Raw genomic sequence first — 16,175 nt, forward strand, 5'->3', positions numbered from 1 at the left:
CCATTTACTACTGAAACAGAAAGCGGAACAGTGAACCAGACTACATCTCAACAGTTCAAGTGGTCAGTGCTGAAGGCGACAGCCGAAAGTTAATTGTCAGCTCAAGTACTGGCGCTACTCCACATAAATCATGCTTTCTTTTTGAAAGTTTGTTCAAATTATTCCTTTTGATTTAATTGGATTACGGGGTACAAAACTAAATCTCATGAAATATTTTGCATACAATCTTGTACTTATCCCCTCATATACCCTCTCCCGTATCTAGAAGTCAAATCTTTTAAAATTTCACGGTCATCATCTTGATCATCGCTAGCCCCCCGCAGCACAGTTAACACAGTTAACCCGAGACGTGAAGACCGTTGGATTGAAGGCGAACTCCGAATAAATTCACGGTCGTCGCGAGAGACAACTTTAGCTAAATTAGAAAATTCACCCAGATTGGTGGACTCATCCTTTTGATCCAATCGCTTGGTATAAGCCCGCAGACGAGTATAAAACTCGCTAGAATAGCCAGAATCAATAGCCAAACGACGCAGTTGATTGATCGTTTCCCTTTCTAGGCCGTATTTATCCGAAATCCCATTAATCCGTTTCTCAAAGTGTCTGACCTGATCAATATGCCGCCGCTCCCTATGGGGTTTCTCCTTATGATAACTATTTTCTTTATCGTATTGGAATTGGTTTTGAAAACCCTTGGCAGTCTCTTTTTGAAAATTAATAATGTTAAACCGGGTCTTTCTGGTGTGGGGATTTAACGTAATTTTCTGTTCCTGATCTCTGGTCGAAACAATGACATGAACATGAGATTGAAAACCCGCTTTCCAATCTCCTTTTTCTGCTTGACCGCTCCTCACATCCTTATCGTCCCATCGGTATTTCCTCGTCTGGTGGACAATTCCGTACCAAACCAAATCCTTTCCGCTTAACTGCTGCCCATCTTTGAGGATGAAATTTTTAGCATAGTGATCCATCACGGTACGCGTAAATTCTTTTAACTTATCTAAATCGTTTTTAATATGCTTTAGCTCATCCTCGCTCGGGCATAGTACTAAAGAAACAAACTTAGTATCATCCGCCTTCAACCCTTTTACGTTATTATCAATTTCCCGGACAACCGTATCTCGGTTAAGAAAATGCATTTCATCCGAAAAGTAAAACGTCTCTTTTCCGTTGGCCTCTTTTGCCTCATGCTCAAAATAGTTGACCAGGCGGGCACAGCTTCCCTTGTTATCGTAGTTTATCTCTCGATTTTTTTGGGGTGGCAATACCTTTGTAATCATTCAGTAGCCGATTTACGAAGTCCTTTTTTACGCTGAAACATATCAGCCGCTTTCGTGCGCAGGTCATTTTGTTCCTGCTCCGACAAGCCCAGACCTGCCAGCAGCATATCAATAAAAATCTCCATCAGGTTGACCATGTCATAGGTCACATCCTCAATAGAATCAACTTGGTTCTTCAGCTTGAAGACATCCTCCGAAAAGGGAACTAAATAGGTGCGCTGCTGTACTTGCATGAACGCAAAAATAGTATTGCGAAGCTTCCTAACCTCCGTCAAAACATCCTGCTCTTGCCCAAGTGTTCGAGGATCTATGTGATTTCGGAGGAAGTACTGAACAGCTGTCTCTGCATATAATTTGAGCGTAACCTTGGTTGGTTTGCGCATCTTCCTTCTTTCAAATTCGCTGGACTTTCGGTATAGCTCTTTAAATTCCTGACCGGCTAGTTCGTTCAAAATTATGATTTCGTTAGACAATCGCTCAAAAACAGCCTCATCCACCTTTATAACCTTATCTGCCATATAAACGTGTTGAATATACGGCAAAAGTTAACCTTTTATTTGCATAAATAAAAGGTTAACAAAGGTTTATGACATAAAGATAACCTTTCTAAATATCTATGCTATTGATAAAGATCAAATTAGCAAAGCAAATTTGCTTCCTTCTTGCTAAGAAGGAGAAAAAAAGCCCTCACTCCTACCCTATTCTCATTTGTAGACTGCTCAGCAATTCAGCGAAGAACGATATGAAACCGCAATTATTCAAAAATCCACACCATTCGGAACTATCCTGAGAATCTTGTAGCAACTTGACTATAAAGTAATTTATAAAAGTAATAACAAAAAAAATTATTGCTAAGCAATAAATGTGGTTTTGTACTTTAATTATTTTTGTAGTGTTATATATTTGTTATTTAGTTAACTATATAACATTCTACAAATTTGAAATATTGAGTCGATGAGGATATTTTGTGCAGCAAATATGAAGGGTGGGGCCGGAAAATCTTCGGCTACATGCTGGTTGGCCAATACACTGGGCAAGTTAGGTCAACGCATTCTGGTTATCGACGCCGATAACCAGGGTACCATTGCTGAAATCCGGCAGGATGATCGGTTCAGATTACTTGCCAGGAACAAACCCCTCCTGTTTCCGTGGGATTTAAAAATGGCCAATCCATCTCAAGCCCAGCTAATCATAGAGGAAGCATATGAAGCTGATCAGTACGACCTTATATTCATAGACATGCCCCGGATGACCGGCTTAGAAGATGATGCCATACTAAGTCTTTTAACCATGGCCGATAGCTTTCTAATTCCCATTAAAGCCCAGCGGGGGGATGCCATGTCAGCGGCCCATTTTATGGCCACCATGCGCGACTTAAAAAAAATTCGCGAAGAAGAAGGGTTTACGACATATGTATATGGCTTTCATAACCAATGGCGAAACATCACGGAAAATGAAGATGTCCCTCCATTCGCCGAGGACAACGGAATTGAACTGTTTACGCATATTGTTAAGTTCAAAAAGATTTTTGAGCACTATAATACCTATACGTCTTTATTGGAAACGAAGGAAGGCAGGGAAGAATTTGGACCGTTTCTGAACGAATTCATCCAAAAATATGAATTAGATATAATTGTACCCGAACCTATATAACATACAAGAATGGCAAAACAAAAATTTGGCTTAATCGCTAAGGGAGCAAGGGAAAAAGCGGCAATAGTTGCAAGGCCGACTGGCCCCGCAGGGGAAAAGGAAATAAACCCTTTACCAGAACCTAACCCATTGGAAACTTCCTTGGCCGCTAATAGCCCTATTTCCAGTCCACAGGAAGTAGGTAGTGAACCGAAATCGGGAACCATCAGGCGCAGTCATCATGATAAGCCCGTTCCTGAGTCTCGTAACACTCAGGAACGCAAAAAAAAGCAATCACAGCAGGCAGGGCCAATCAATGCCGCGCGAATTTCTAAGGATGCACACCGGTTACTGAATATGATTAATTCGATCACGGGTCAAACACATAGCCAAATCATAGACGAGCTATTAGTAAAGCACCCATTGTACAAAACATTAAAACCAATCTTAAAAATAAAATTGGAATAAATTATGACTTCTTCTCTGCGTCAGTTTCACGATCTGTCTTGGTGTCGCTGGATGGGTAGTCCAAGTCATGAAGGATGGCCTTGAGAATAGCCGTTGGCGTTTTCTTGAGAAGGGATGAAATGGCAATAATTTCTTCTACAGTGAATTTCTGAGGATTTTTCTTACGCTGGTGCAAAGTACCTCGGGCAACCTTTAGTTCATTGGCAACATGCTCCATGGTAATGTTAGCAGATTTAAGTTGACCAGTCAAGGATTGAATAGGATGCTTTGGCATAATGAGGGTGTGACTAGAGGATGAATGCAAACCAAGGGTGGTCTGCAAGTGGGATCAATTGAATAAATCCGTTGCACAAAATTAGTTTCAAACCGGTAGCAATCAGCAAAGACTCAAAAGAAACTTAAAATTCCTACTCCAAGGAAAACCATCGTTTGTAAAAACGTACACTGCACCCTAAGGACCAGAAACAATTTTATTGCAATGTATGGGGTTACCAACAAGGGTTATAAGGTTCATTCCCCAATGGTTATGAATCTTCACGCAACCGGAACGCGCCATAGCACATCCGCGAATTGATGACGACAGTCAAAAAAAATATCAACCGAATCATAACCGGCCTTAAGAGCCAGCTGCTGTATTTCCGTTGGGCTGTATTTTTGAGAGACCTCCATATAAATGGGTTCGTCCCGTTCAAAGGGAATCACCGTGTCATCATCAAGGGTTACACGCTGGGAACTGCGGCTGATCAGATAACTTTTACAGCTACCCGACAAAGGATCATAAACCGGAAAATGCTCAAACTGGTGGAGTTTAAAATCTGCCCCCAACTCCCGGTTGATGCGGTGCAGCAGATTCAGATTAAAGGCTTTGGTCAGCCCCCCTTTATCATTATAAGCCTCCAGAATCGTCTGAGGGTTCTTTTTGAGATCAAAGCCCACCAACAGAAAATCACCTTCGCGTAAGTATTCCTTTGCCTGCTGAAAAAACTGGACGGCTTCGTGGGGAAGCATATTTCCCACGGTTGCGCCCAAAAACAAAACAAGTTTAGGCCGGTCAGTTAGAACCTGAATCCGATCCAGCATGGCAAAATAGTCCCCTGCCAATTCGTTCACCTCTAGTTCGGGCAGTTTGGCCCTCAATGTCTGACCCAGGTAAGCCAGGATGTTGGCAGAAATGTCAATGGGAAAATACCGCTGGCGCTCCGCCATCCTCAGCGCTTCCCTCAACAAATAAACCGTTTTGGAACCATCTCCCGCGCCTAATTCAACGATATCCAGCGTCCCATGCGCTTCCGCGTTACAACGCGCCAGAATTGCCTGACTTTGAAACATAAGAACTTCCGCTTCCGCCCGCGTCAGGTAATACTCCGGACAGTGCATAATTTGTTGAAACAGTTCATCACCCCGGGCATCATAAAAGTATTTTGACAGAAGGTATTTAGGTGAAGCTGATAACCCATTGTGCACATCAACCCGAAAGGAACTGTCAACAAGCGTATGATTCATTCTAGTCTTAAAAAGTCGTTGATGAAAATGACTGCGCCAGCCGGATACCGGTAAATTGCCAGCGCAAAGGAGCATGAAAGAAATTGCGGTAGGTCGGCCGACTATGGCCTGGCGTAGTTGCTTCGGAAGCGCCCCGCAACACCATCTGATTAACCATAAATTTGCCATTGTATTCCCCAATGGCCCCCTCGGCTTTGGCGAATCCCGGGTAGGGCAGGTAAGCGCTTTCCGTCCATTCCCAGCGGGAACCCCAGTGGAACCGATGTTGGGCGGTCTCCCATTCGGCCTCAGTGGGCAACCGCAGTCCTCGCCACTGGGCATACGCCCAAGCCTCATAATAACTCACGTGGCAGACCGGATGATCAAGGGGCAGGAGTTGGAGTCCTTTGGCTGTATAATGATGCCATTGACCATCGATGCATAGCCAATACATGGGGGCTTTGACCAACAGCGATTTGACCCAGTCCCACCCTTCGGCGTGCCAGTATCGAAACTCCTGGTAGCCCCCAGCCTCCATAAAAGCCAGGTACTCACCATTGCTCACAAGTTGTTTCCGAATCTGATACGGGGCGAGATAAACTTTGTGATATCCCAGTTCATTATCAAAACAAAACTCGTTACCCAAAGCTCCTATTGAATAAACGCCTTCCGGCTGGGTAATCCATTCTTCCCCGCTGATGGCGGGGACTTCGGGTTTGGTATAGTCCGTCCGATAAGCGGGCAAAAGCGGATTAGTCCCCAGGATGAATTTAATGTCGGTAATCAGCAGTTCCTGATGCTGTTCCTCATGGTTAAACCCCAATACGATTGTTGCATATAAAGCGTCGGAAATCAGATTCTCACCACTCAGAAACGCCTGCATAGCAACATCGACGTAGGACCGGTAGGCCATCACCTCAGCCACCGATGGCCTGGAGAGATTGCCCCTATCGGTGCGCACCACCCGGGCCCCAACCGTTTCGTAATAACTGTTAAAGACAAAGTTGTATTGCTCATTGAATACCTGATACCCCTTGGCATGCGGCAAAAGCACAAACATTTCAAAGAACCAGGTAGTATGACCCAGATGCCATTTAGGTGGACTGACATCCGCCACAGGTTGAACCACAAAATCTTCTGCCTGCAACCCTTGGCAAATGGCTTCACTACGCGCCCGTAGTTGTTGATAGCGCTCTATTAACTCCATCGTATCCTCTCTGTAGATTTCAGCGGCCAATCCATCAATTTTAAACTATCCTCAATACTGAAGGGTATAAAAGTAGTCTGTTTTTTTATTCTTCAAAGGTCGATACAGCGCATTATTACTTGGTGGGCCTAGGCGAAATCGACTGGGCCAGCCCCGGTTTCCACCTAGCCAGCGTGGCGATAGACAGGGATGTAAAATCAAATTGGAAAAGCGAAAGGCGTACACGTGCACCGTTGTAATAAAATAGGGCAAATAGTAAAAAGACAGGTTAGACAACCGTAGCCTAGAGGACTCTCCATCCTCCCAAATCCTTTCAACGGTTAAACATCTGCTGAAGTTATAACCAATAACTATCTTAAATTGCACCCCTACTTTCTACGGAAGCGATACAATTGTAGACTTTACCTTTGATCAAAAATTAGCTGGATCAAAATAGCCTTGCTCCCCGCTTCATAAACCTTGTTAACATCCATAAACCCATCGCCAGCATTTATATTCATGAGTACATCCCTTGCTTCTATTCGTTGCGCTGAGTTGCAATCCTAAAACCAAGACGCCTGATCCCCTCACTCCGTTAGCTTGTCTATTAACCGGTACGATCGTTAAAACAGACATCAAGGATCTGGAAGGCACGATAATCAAAACATCCACCAATTTCACCAGCACCTTTACCCGCGACACATCCTTTTCCAACCCCTTTGGAAGGACCACGTACCGGTTTACCTACGACCAACAAGGTTTTTTAACCAAACGGATGCAATCGTATAGCCGGGAACCAGCCGTACCAAATTACCCCGCTCTAACGACGGTAGAAGAAACATTCTCGTACCGAGACGGCAAATTAGAAGAGATTGTTACCCGTTCAACTGATGATGGCCGAATAGGCTATCAAACTACGCAGCGGTATAACTATGACCTTGCGGGTAACCTAGTCCAGTATACATCGGCTGATTCGTATGGAAAAAAAGTAATCCGTACGTTTGAAAACGGTATTCAGAAAAGTTATAAGACGGCAGATGCTTCTGGCCAAATCACCGACAAAACCAGTAATTTCAATGCGCAGGGTTATGAGATCATATCTTTTTACTCGCCTGAATTACAATTCCATAATTTTTACAATGCAAACGGTAGCCTGACGAAACGAGAAATGTGGTCTGAGGGACGATTAACTAGTTATACCGAGCTAGTGTATGGCCCCAAAAGCCTTCAACATGAAGCCATGCCTCATTACAAGGGCCACCCCACGATTCCTGGTCTTACGGGTGCTGGTACTTACCTGGTCGTTAAGTCCACCAATTATTCGGTAAACCCAACCAACCAACAAGTATCGAAAAGTGATGAAGCCACGATGACGTATGAGTTTACCAAGCATGGTTTCGTTTCCATCAGGACGACGCATTCAACGACGTTTTCTGCCGACGAAAAACCGACAAATACCTCTATATCAACGGAAACTAGTATTTATGATTGCCCAAATTAAAGCCAAATCCTTATTGGTTCAACTGTAAACAGTAGTCACTTTGGGAATCAAAAGAACGGCCCTTAAAGTCGGTTGAAGGGTTTATACTCCATCCAGTCCACTTCCAATTGGTAGGGTTTGTTAGGAGCTTCTGTCGACAGCGGATTTGTTTCAACCGCCCAATTGTTCGTATGCCAGAAATTCATCCGGTAGCGCGAAGCATTTTGGGGAATACCCAGCGTCGACCCCTGGTAATCCCACAACACGATTTTCGCCCCCGTCGTAGGGTGAAGCATCCACCACCGAAGGCGGTCGGGATACCAGTCGAATCCATACGTATAAAATTGCGATGAGGCATCATAGCCGGGCAAAGGGGGCAGCGTTTCGGGCTGGTTCTGCAAGCCCTTCAAGGGGGTGGGTGTACCATCATAATTAATTTTTTGCTCGGTCGTGTAAATGATGCCCTTGGCTAAATTGATCGTCCGGCCAATCCGCTGCAAGGTGCCAGTCTGCCCCGTCCAGGTACCAATGTAAATAATCGTGGGATCAGCAATGAGCCACTCGATGTCAATCTCACTCAGGCCGGGTATACTATCGACGTGGTAGGTAAAATACCCCACCACGGCCCCTACATTGGGCTGTAGACTCCTTACGGCGGGCACCTTGATGCGGGCCGAATACGTGCCGAAATGAGTGAACTTAGTCGAGATAATTTCGGGTCCTTTCCCGGCCCCGGCGGCCTCATCCGGGTTAATCTGAAAGGAAAGAATCTTACTTTTCGGTTCCGATGGAGAAGAAATGCCCTGCGCATACTTAAACGGAAGATTTTGCCCGGTCGAACCGTATCTGAAATAAGGGGAAGACGGCTTGCTGAACTCCTCTTTAAACGCTTTCTGGAATAGTTGGGGCTGGGCACTGGCAGCAAAACAGACTACCACCAGAAGCAAGAACATATATCTCATCATAAAACGGCCTGAACCTTGATCAAATTTAACACAGCCTCCAAGAGTAGAACCAAGTTAGCCGTGCAGCTCTAACGCTAAACTAGGATTTCTTGTTACAAATGGGCGCACATTTTGGGTCAGATCAGTTATCCAGAACGGTATGGCTTAAAACCGAATCATTAAAAGCCGCTGCCAGGAGGGTCGCTGCTCTGTTTGAGCCGCAACAAACCCATTGAGCGGTAACGCCCCTATGGCAAGACGAACTAGTTTCCTTACTTTTAAGTCAAAACTTACTTACTTGACTGTCCGGCTAAACAGGCTCCCCCATAATTAGGATGAAACAACACATCTTTACCATACTGGCTAGTTGGTTTTTCACACAAGTGGGAATTGCCCAATCTATCGGCACCTTCACGGATACGCGAGACGGCCAAACCTATAAAACAATCAGCTTTAAAGAAGCTTCGACGGGCAAAGCCGTTACCTGGATGGCACAAAACCTAAATTACAAAGTTGAAGGCAGCTATGCGTATGATGAAAAGGAGACTAATCGAAAAGAGTTGGGCTTGCTGTACACGTGGGAGGCAGCGAAAAAAGCATGTCCCAGCGGTTGGCATTTACCAACCGATAGCGAATGGGCTACGCTGGTGAATCAATTTGGCGGTATGGACATGGCCGGTGAAGCGTTGAAAAGCGTCAAAAGCTGGAATGAAGAGGGTAACGGCACGAACACCAGCGGGTTCGATGCGCTTGCAGGAGGCTTTCGAAGACCTGATGGCAGTTATACGTTCCAAGGTATTCTCGGTAACTTTTGGACGTCTTCACTTACTAACTCGGTCGATAAAGCCTGGGCATGGAACTTTCACTATGGTGGTCCTCCCAGTAGCAATAAACAAAATTTAAAAAAAGCGTTCCGCTGGGATGTCGATGTTGCTGTCGGACTCTCGGTTCGCCTGGTCCGGGATTAAGTTATTTGATTCAATGACATTGACGAACAGCCCGGTCATCACTGGAATAGGTCAGTCCTGAACAGTTTGAGCAGCAGCATAACTTAACTTTAAATCAAAACTTGCCAAGGTGCCTGCCCAACTAACCCGGACCAACCCAGGCTACCTAATCTTCCCCAAAGTTCAACCAACCTATGAAGGATTTGAAAAAAACAGTTAGCGAATTTCTTTTTACATGCCAAAGACACGATATGACAGCCAAACGACCAGGCTCGATTACGCAAAATGGACTCGTAGACCCGAGGCAGCCAGCGGTCCGCGCGGGTACCCAACGGGTTGGAAAGCCGCTAGTTGGTGGTTTAACTGCGCTCATTACGGCGATCGGCTTCTTTTTATCACCAACCAGCTATGCCCAAGAGGCAGAGTTGCCCACCCGGTGGACCAAAGCCGCAATGGCTGCCGAAATACCGCTTAATGACTATCCACGTCCTCAGCTTCAGCGCAGCCAGTGGCTTTGCCTGAACGGAACCTGGAACTATCAGGGTGGAAAATCCGTCGCTTCCGCCCGTAATCCGGCGACGGCGGTGCGTTTTTCGAATCATTCCGAAAAGATACGGGTCCCTTACTGTCCGGAATCGGTGCTATCGGGCGTCAAGCGAAAGCAGGAAATCAATATGTGGTATCAACGTTCGTTTACGGTTCCTGCGGACTGGAAAGACAAACAGATCCTTCTTCACTTTGACGCCGTGGATTATCACGCAACGGTTTTTGTCAACGGCCAAAAAGCAGGCAGCCACTCGGGCGGTTACGATGCCTTTTCCTTCGATATCACCTCCTTGCTGGTCAAAGGGGAAAATAGCGTTGTCGTAGCCGCTTATGATGCCAATGATGGACGCACACCATCGGGAAAAAATGGCCCGCGCGGTGATTACACGTTCACCTCCGGAATATGGCAAACCGTATGGCTTGAACCCGTCCCGAAAGAATACATCAAAAGCATCCGACTATTGCCTGATTTAGCGGGCAAGAAACTCAAAATTGAAGTCAACGCCAGTTCGGGGTCCAACGTGACAGCGGTAGTTCTCGAAGGGAAAAAGGAGGTTGCCAAGGCCGATGGACCGTCCGGAACCGCTTTCTACATTCCCATTGCAAACCCCAAATCGTGGTCTCCTGATCTGCCCTTCCTTTATGACTTAAAGATTACACTAAAATCAGCGAAAGGAGAAACATCGGACGAAGTGATGAGCTATTTCGGGATGCGGGATGTGGCACTGGGAAAGGTCAATGGTGTTGTTCGGCCTTTGCTCAATGGCCAGTTTGTGATGCAGCTTGGTTTGCTGGACCAGGGTTACTGGCCCGATGGGATTTTAACGGCCCCAACGGAGGATGCTTTAAAATCGGATATCGAGTTCACAAAAAAAGCGGGTTACAACCTGATCCGCAAGCACATGAAAACCGAGCCGCAACGGTTTTATTATTGGGCTGATAAACTGGGGCTGCTCGTTTGGCAGGACATGCCAGCGATCTGGTATCCCGATGAAGACACATTGAAAACCCGGGCGGCTTTCCGAAAAGAACTCAAGGCGATGATCGATACGTATTATAATTCTCCATCGGTGATCTGCTGGGTACCCTTCAATGAAAACTGGGGTGCTTTCGATGTGAAAAACATCACAGACTGGGTTAAAAAGTACGATCCTTCCCGGCTGGTCAATGGGAATTCGGGCTTCAACAACAATCCACCCTATCAAAAAGCGTACGGCGACCCCAAAAATGGGGATTTTGTAGACACCCACATTTACGTAGGGCCTACCAAAGCTTCGGAACCAGACGGTAAGCGAGCAGCCTCTCTGGGCGAATTTGGTGGCGTTGGCCTGTTCGTACGCGGGCACATGTGGCCGGTAGAAAACAACGCCTACGCCTACGAACCCACTCAATCCGCTCTGACCGACCGCTATATTTTTTTACTCGATCAGGTGGAACAGTTGATGCGTTACCGGGGGCTGAGTGTGGCCATTTACACCCAAACCACGGACGTGGAGCATGAAGTAAACGGTTTGCTAACATATGACCGCGCAGTGGAGAAAATGAATATAGACCGCATTAGAGCCGTCAATCAGGCGGTTATCCAGGCCGGAAGTGGGGCGGTTTCTAAAAAAGAGTAGCCAACAGCAGGATGAATCAAATGCAGAGAATCATAGCCTGTTTTGCTTTCTTATAACAAAGTAAACCGGATATTTCGGATGGCCACGGGCCCATGATCGCCCTGGAACATCAGCGGACCGAGGGGACGCTCATCGTCGAATGCGGCCGATCGGGTAGGTCCCGTCACTTCAATGTTTTCGTGGATTACCACGTCGTTGAGCACCACCCGGACGAACCGTGCTTTTTCCGTTTTTTGGCCATTTTTGTCGAATCGGGGCGCCCGGAATACGATCCGGAAATGCTGCCACGCTCCCGGAGCCTTGCTCGCATTTTGAGCCGGCGCTTTGCCTTCGAACCCTTTTTTAGAAGCCCGCTTTTCATCCCAGCGTTGATAGATGCCCCCGCAATCGTAAAAAGCGGGGGCATCAACGCCCCAACTGTCGTAAATCTGAACCTCGTAACGCCCCTGAAGATAAACCCCGGAGTTCGACTTCCGGGCGATGGCAAAGTCAAACTCCAGTTCAAGGTCTCCGTGTTGCATTTTCGTAAACAAATGCCCCGTATCCGGCTTAACGGGTAAATCAAGAACGATGCCTTTCCCCGGTTCAAAGCTGTTTTCGCCCGTAGACGGACTGAAGCGAACCGCACGGGCCAGCTTCCAGTTGCTCGTTGTCGGATCAAATTCGCTCAGGTTGTCCAGGGACATGGAATGAGAAGCGGCTTTTTTTTGGGCCTCAATTTCCCACGAACCGAAAAAAAGAAGGCCCAACAGGCCGATAAAAAGGAATTTCATTTTGATAGGAATCAAAGGGTGGGTTCAGCGTAGTTTCCGTTTCGCCGAGTCAGCAAATTATACCTTGTACTTTCGGTACAGCTCGGCCCAGGGTTCCCGCATGACACGGGAACGCAACTGGTTGGCAGCGAAATTGGCGGCAAACTCCTCTTTCTTCGGATTCCATTTCAGATCCTGGTTGAGCAGCAAGGCAATGTTTCCGAGGTGAGCCAGGGTGACCGACCGGTGGCCGATCTCCGCCGGGGCTGCCGTCGGTTGCCGGGAAATCACACAGTCGATGAAGTTGCGGTAGTGATTTTCACTTTTGTACAGGTGGATTTCCTGCTCGCCAATGACCGTGCTATCGATTTTTTCGGGCGTCACTTTGTAACTGCCTCTCGATACCCAAATGGTCCCTTCTGAACCGTGAAACGTAATGCCCCGGGGGGCACGAGATCCATCCGACCCTACAATCAGTTTAACGCCGTTTTCGTAGAGGCACTCAAAATAGAATTCCACCGCCGTGTTCCAGACCGGCTCGTTGGACCACTTCGCTTTGGCATTCCGGATTTCCACCGGGCCGGTATGGTCCGTACCAATTCCCCATTGGGCGATGTCCAGGTGATGAGCCCCCCAATCCGTTACCATCCCTCCCGAGTAGTCCAGATTCCACCGGAAGTTAACGTGGGTTCGCGCCGGACAGTAGGGAGCCTCGGGGGCCGGGCCCAGCCAGGTCTGGTAGTCAAAATCCTTCGGAACCGGAGTTGGCGCCGTCAAATGGCCGGTTTTACCAAAATCAGGTGTGCCGCCGGGTAAGCCACAAACCACTTTTTCCAGCTTGCCAATTCGGCCATTTCGAACCAGTTCGCAGGCCCGAAGAAACTCGGGGCCCGATCGCTGCTGGCTACCGGTTTGAAAAACAACCCCGTATTTCTTGACGGCATCACTCATGGCCCGACCTTCCGAAATGGTAAGCGAGAGTGGTTTCTGACAGTACATCGCTTTGCCCGCCCGGGCCGCCATCAATACCGGAATGGAATGCCAATGATCTGGGGTCAGTACCGCTACCGCGTCGATGTCTTTGCGATCAATGACATCTCTGAAATCAAGGTAGCCTTTGGTCGCTTTGTACGATTTGTTGTTCTCTTTGCTGTAAAAGGCATCGACCAGCTCCATGATGTATTCACGGCCGCCAACCCGTCCGTCCCAGTAGCCCGTGCTTTTCTTGTTGAGGTCGCAAATGGTGGTTACCTGTACCCGCTTGTCGGGGAGAAAGCCTTTTACATCATTTTCGGCCTGGTTGCCCGCTCCGATAAAGGCCAGATTGATCCGATCCGACGGCCTAACAAATCCGTTTTTCCCCAGGGCCGAAGCGGGGATTAAGGTAGGGAATGATAGAGTTGAGGTGACTGCACCAGCGGCATTTTTGACGAATGCTCTTCTTTTCATGTTTAGTAGGTAGTTCGGCGTAAGGGTCGTGCTACAAGTTAATAGGGAAGCCGGTTACTATGGCGGAATTCGGTCCACTTTTAAGCATTTCGTGGGTCACTGACTTTAAACCCATTGACTAGCTTGGTAGTAGGCCCTACGACGGTTCCATGGTTGGTAAATTGTTTAATAGTTTACCCGGCCCAGCAAGTGAGGTCCTCCCGGATTTTCAAACGGTAATTAGTAGAGTTTCTGGTGCTTCTTGTTGTAAGTTAACAAATTCTTTCGGGACCGTCCGCGGCTCATATCTTTGTTTTGATTTGAGGTTGTCATAAAAAGTGCAATTTTTGAGTAAGACCTGACAGGGGTTACCAGGACCTCGGGTCCGCGGCTGAGACGGAGAATAGCCCGATCTTGAACTCGCTGGCTGCGCTGGTACTCTTGTCACTTTCAACAAGCTCCGACAGTACCCATAGAAGCGGTTTGAAACCGTTATCTGCCATCGATGTGCCAGAGTTAGGAAAGTAGTCAGGTGTATATTTCACTTCCTATTTGCTTAGACGATGCAAACTTTTCTGCGCTATTGTATTGGACTTGACATCAGCAAAGATTCCCTTCAAGTCTGCCTCTCGGTGATCGACACCACAGGTCGAGTAACCGTCAAAGCCACCACCAAAGTCGTTAATAAGCCCGCAGGTTTCTCGGCTTTGGTCAACTGGGTGGCTCGCCACCGTAAGCTAGACTTACCTCTAACTTACCTGATGGAATCCACCGGTGTTTATCATGAAGCCGTAGCCTGGTATCTTCATCAACAGGATCAACCCGTCAGTATTCTGCTGCCCAATAAGGCTAAGCACTATCTCAAGAGTCTAGGCTATAAGTCCAAAAATGACAAAATCGATGCCCAAGGCTTATCCCGCATGGGCCTGGAGCAACACCTCCCCTTATGGCAACCCCTCTCCAAGAACCTCTATGCCCTTCGGTTACTGACCCGTCAGCACCAGCCGTCTTTTTCATAGTGACAAATTAAGTTTTTTGACCTGTTTTGTCACCGGAAATCTCTAATTATCAGTCATCTGGGTTTTACTCCCGAATATTTAAGCGAAATCCGAAAGAGGCTTCTTTCTTAAACCAGTTTAAGTTTTTCTATTTTCTTATTCTCCATTTTTGCATTGAACAATTTTAAAAGAATAACACAATGCAAAAACGATTAAACATTAAGGAAGTTGCTCCAAATGCACTAAAAGCGATGATTGGCTTAGAAACCTATCTTTCAAAGGCCTCTATATCTAAGACAACCAAAGAACTTATAAAGATCCGTGCCTCACAAATTAATGGTTGTGCATATTGTATCAACATCCACACTCAAGACGCAATTAAAAGTGGCGAAACAAATCAACGTATTTTTCTATTGAATGCATGGCGAGAAGCTGAGGGTATTTTTACGAAAGAAGAAAAAATAGTGTTGGCAATAACGGAAGAATTGACATTAATCCACCAAAATGGATTGTCAGATGAAACCTATTCAAACGCCTTACAATTTTTTAGCGAAACCCAAATAGCAGATATTATAATGGCCGTAATCACCATCAATCTTTGGAATAGGGTTGTGCTAAGCACACACTTACAGATTGGACAAAGTTTAGCATAAAACAACCATAATTGAAAATCACAGGTTCTTAAACCTGTGATTTTTATTGGAGAAAAATAATATCCGGCAGGTTATTTGGCTTTATCCAAATAGTATAGGATAAGTATAAAAATAAGCGATGTTAAGCTTAATATACAAAAGACGGCAGATAACGAGGTATTGCCAAAAGCGGGCTGAACGCCTTCAAGTTGACATTTTTGCAAAGTTCAATCCTAGGGATTCTATTTAACTTTTGTGCTAAAAATTCCTGCTGTCGGAAATACCCAAATTTTTAGGACATTCTTACGTAATCCTCCTTTTCCTCAGACGATGATATTTCAACCATCCTATCGATTTGCCTGCAAAAATCCATATACTTCTGAACAGAATTGTTGACCTGAAACCTTCTCATTATTTACATCAAGGTGTGATAGGGCTAGAAAGGTATGAATTACTGCTCAAATTTGCTTTTTTCCTCCCCCTTTCCAATTTAAACGATAAAAACTGAGTGAAAACCGGTTGTTACGGACTCATCAACGAGTTGTATTCCCACTGGAGCAGCGGTAAACAGCTTGAACGCTTTTGGAAAGCATGCCTGGCTAACTTCCAATAACGTATCGATTTTAAGTCATTTGAGCCAGTAAGAAAGCTGACTAAATTCTGTTCCGTTTCAACCAGCTCCAGGTTGAAACGGAACAGAATTAACACCTCAGTTCAAACTGATTATCAGGCTATTAAAAACCATCGGCATGCGAAAACATGAATTGACGCCCGATTCATA

Annotated in this window: 15 protein-coding genes; 7 read left to right on the top strand and 8 right to left on the bottom strand. The window is 46.2% G+C overall.

Annotation, left to right across the window (positions count from 1 at the left end; genetic code table 11):
* Positions 1–233: 233 nt before the first annotated feature.
* Together ACYVH9_RS25675 and ACYVH9_RS25680 are read right to left on the bottom strand one after the other, a co-directional pair.
* Entirely contained in the window at positions 234–1,280 is a 1,047-nt protein-coding gene (locus ACYVH9_RS25675; RefSeq protein WP_460639290.1) for a DUF5712 family protein, read from the bottom strand.
* Positions 1,277–1,798 carry a hypothetical protein gene (locus ACYVH9_RS25680; RefSeq protein WP_460639291.1) on the bottom strand — a complete coding sequence of 174 codons (522 nt, stop codon included), beginning with the start codon at positions 1,796–1,798 and terminating at the stop codon, positions 1,277–1,279. The genes ACYVH9_RS25675 and ACYVH9_RS25680 overlap by 4 nt, the downstream gene beginning before the upstream one ends.
* A 436-nt stretch (positions 1,799–2,234) precedes the next feature.
* Between ACYVH9_RS25680 and ACYVH9_RS25685 the strand changes: the two genes are divergently transcribed.
* Both ACYVH9_RS25685 and ACYVH9_RS25690 read left to right on the top strand, forming a co-directional pair.
* Entirely contained in the window at positions 2,235–2,933 is a 699-nt protein-coding gene (locus tag ACYVH9_RS25685) for a ParA family protein (protein WP_460639292.1), read from the top strand.
* Between the two features lie 9 nt (positions 2,934–2,942).
* Positions 2,943–3,380 carry a hypothetical protein gene (locus ACYVH9_RS25690; RefSeq protein ID WP_460639293.1) on the top strand — a complete coding sequence of 146 codons (438 nt, stop codon included), beginning with the start codon at positions 2,943–2,945 and terminating at the stop codon, positions 3,378–3,380.
* Position 3,381: 1 nt separating this feature from the next.
* Here ACYVH9_RS25690 and ACYVH9_RS25695 read toward each other — a convergent pair whose 3' ends face one another.
* The 3 genes from ACYVH9_RS25695 to egtB form a co-directional block, all read right to left on the bottom strand.
* On the bottom strand, positions 3,382–3,654 hold the full coding sequence (locus ACYVH9_RS25695; RefSeq protein WP_460639294.1) for a hypothetical protein: 273 nt from the start codon (positions 3,652–3,654) through the stop codon (positions 3,382–3,384).
* 260 nt (positions 3,655–3,914) lie between these two features.
* Positions 3,915–4,883, bottom strand: a complete 969-nt coding sequence (locus ACYVH9_RS25700; protein ID WP_460639295.1) for an L-histidine N(alpha)-methyltransferase — start codon at positions 4,881–4,883, stop codon at positions 3,915–3,917.
* A gap of 7 nt (positions 4,884–4,890) precedes the next feature.
* Positions 4,891–6,069: an ergothioneine biosynthesis protein EgtB gene (egtB, locus tag ACYVH9_RS25705; RefSeq protein ID WP_460639296.1), complete on the bottom strand. Its 1,179-nt coding sequence runs from the start codon at positions 6,067–6,069 to the stop codon at positions 4,891–4,893.
* 511 nt (positions 6,070–6,580) lie between these two features.
* Here egtB and ACYVH9_RS25710 point away from each other — a divergent pair.
* Positions 6,581–7,549: a hypothetical protein gene (locus ACYVH9_RS25710; RefSeq protein WP_460639297.1), complete on the top strand. Its 969-nt coding sequence runs from the start codon at positions 6,581–6,583 to the stop codon at positions 7,547–7,549.
* Positions 7,550–7,611: 62 nt separating this feature from the next.
* Here ACYVH9_RS25710 and ACYVH9_RS25715 read toward each other — a convergent pair whose 3' ends face one another.
* Positions 7,612–8,481, bottom strand: coding sequence for a glycoside hydrolase family 16 protein (locus ACYVH9_RS25715; RefSeq protein WP_460639298.1), 870 nt, complete (start codon positions 8,479–8,481; stop codon positions 7,612–7,614).
* Between the two features lie 326 nt (positions 8,482–8,807).
* Between ACYVH9_RS25715 and ACYVH9_RS25720 the strand changes: the two genes are divergently transcribed.
* Together ACYVH9_RS25720 and ACYVH9_RS25725 are read left to right on the top strand one after the other, a co-directional pair.
* Complete coding sequence (locus ACYVH9_RS25720) at positions 8,808–9,440, top strand: FISUMP domain-containing protein (protein WP_460639299.1); 633 nt, start codon at positions 8,808–8,810, stop codon at positions 9,438–9,440.
* Positions 9,441–9,670: 230 nt separating this feature from the next.
* A complete protein-coding gene (locus tag ACYVH9_RS25725; RefSeq protein ID WP_460639300.1) occupies positions 9,671–11,584 on the top strand; it encodes a glycoside hydrolase family 2 protein in 1,914 nt (637 codons plus the stop codon).
* A 50-nt stretch (positions 11,585–11,634) separates the two neighbouring features.
* Here the strand turns inward: ACYVH9_RS25725 and ACYVH9_RS25730 are convergent, their stop codons facing one another.
* Complete coding sequence (locus ACYVH9_RS25730; protein ID WP_460639301.1) at positions 11,635–12,357, bottom strand: 3-keto-disaccharide hydrolase; 723 nt, start codon at positions 12,355–12,357, stop codon at positions 11,635–11,637.
* 57 nt (positions 12,358–12,414) lie between these two features.
* Positions 12,415–13,785, bottom strand: coding sequence for a Gfo/Idh/MocA family protein (locus ACYVH9_RS25735; protein WP_460639302.1), 1,371 nt, complete (start codon positions 13,783–13,785; stop codon positions 12,415–12,417).
* Between the two features lie 542 nt (positions 13,786–14,327).
* Here ACYVH9_RS25735 and ACYVH9_RS25740 point away from each other — a divergent pair.
* Together ACYVH9_RS25740 and ACYVH9_RS25745 are read left to right on the top strand one after the other, a co-directional pair.
* Complete coding sequence (locus ACYVH9_RS25740; protein ID WP_460639303.1) at positions 14,328–14,783, top strand: IS110 family transposase; 456 nt, start codon at positions 14,328–14,330, stop codon at positions 14,781–14,783.
* A gap of 179 nt (positions 14,784–14,962) precedes the next feature.
* A complete protein-coding gene (locus ACYVH9_RS25745) occupies positions 14,963–15,415 on the top strand; it encodes a carboxymuconolactone decarboxylase family protein (protein ID WP_460639304.1) in 453 nt (150 codons plus the stop codon).
* The last annotated feature ends 760 nt before the right edge of the window (positions 15,416–16,175 follow it).

Source organism: Larkinella harenae, assembly GCF_054780515.1.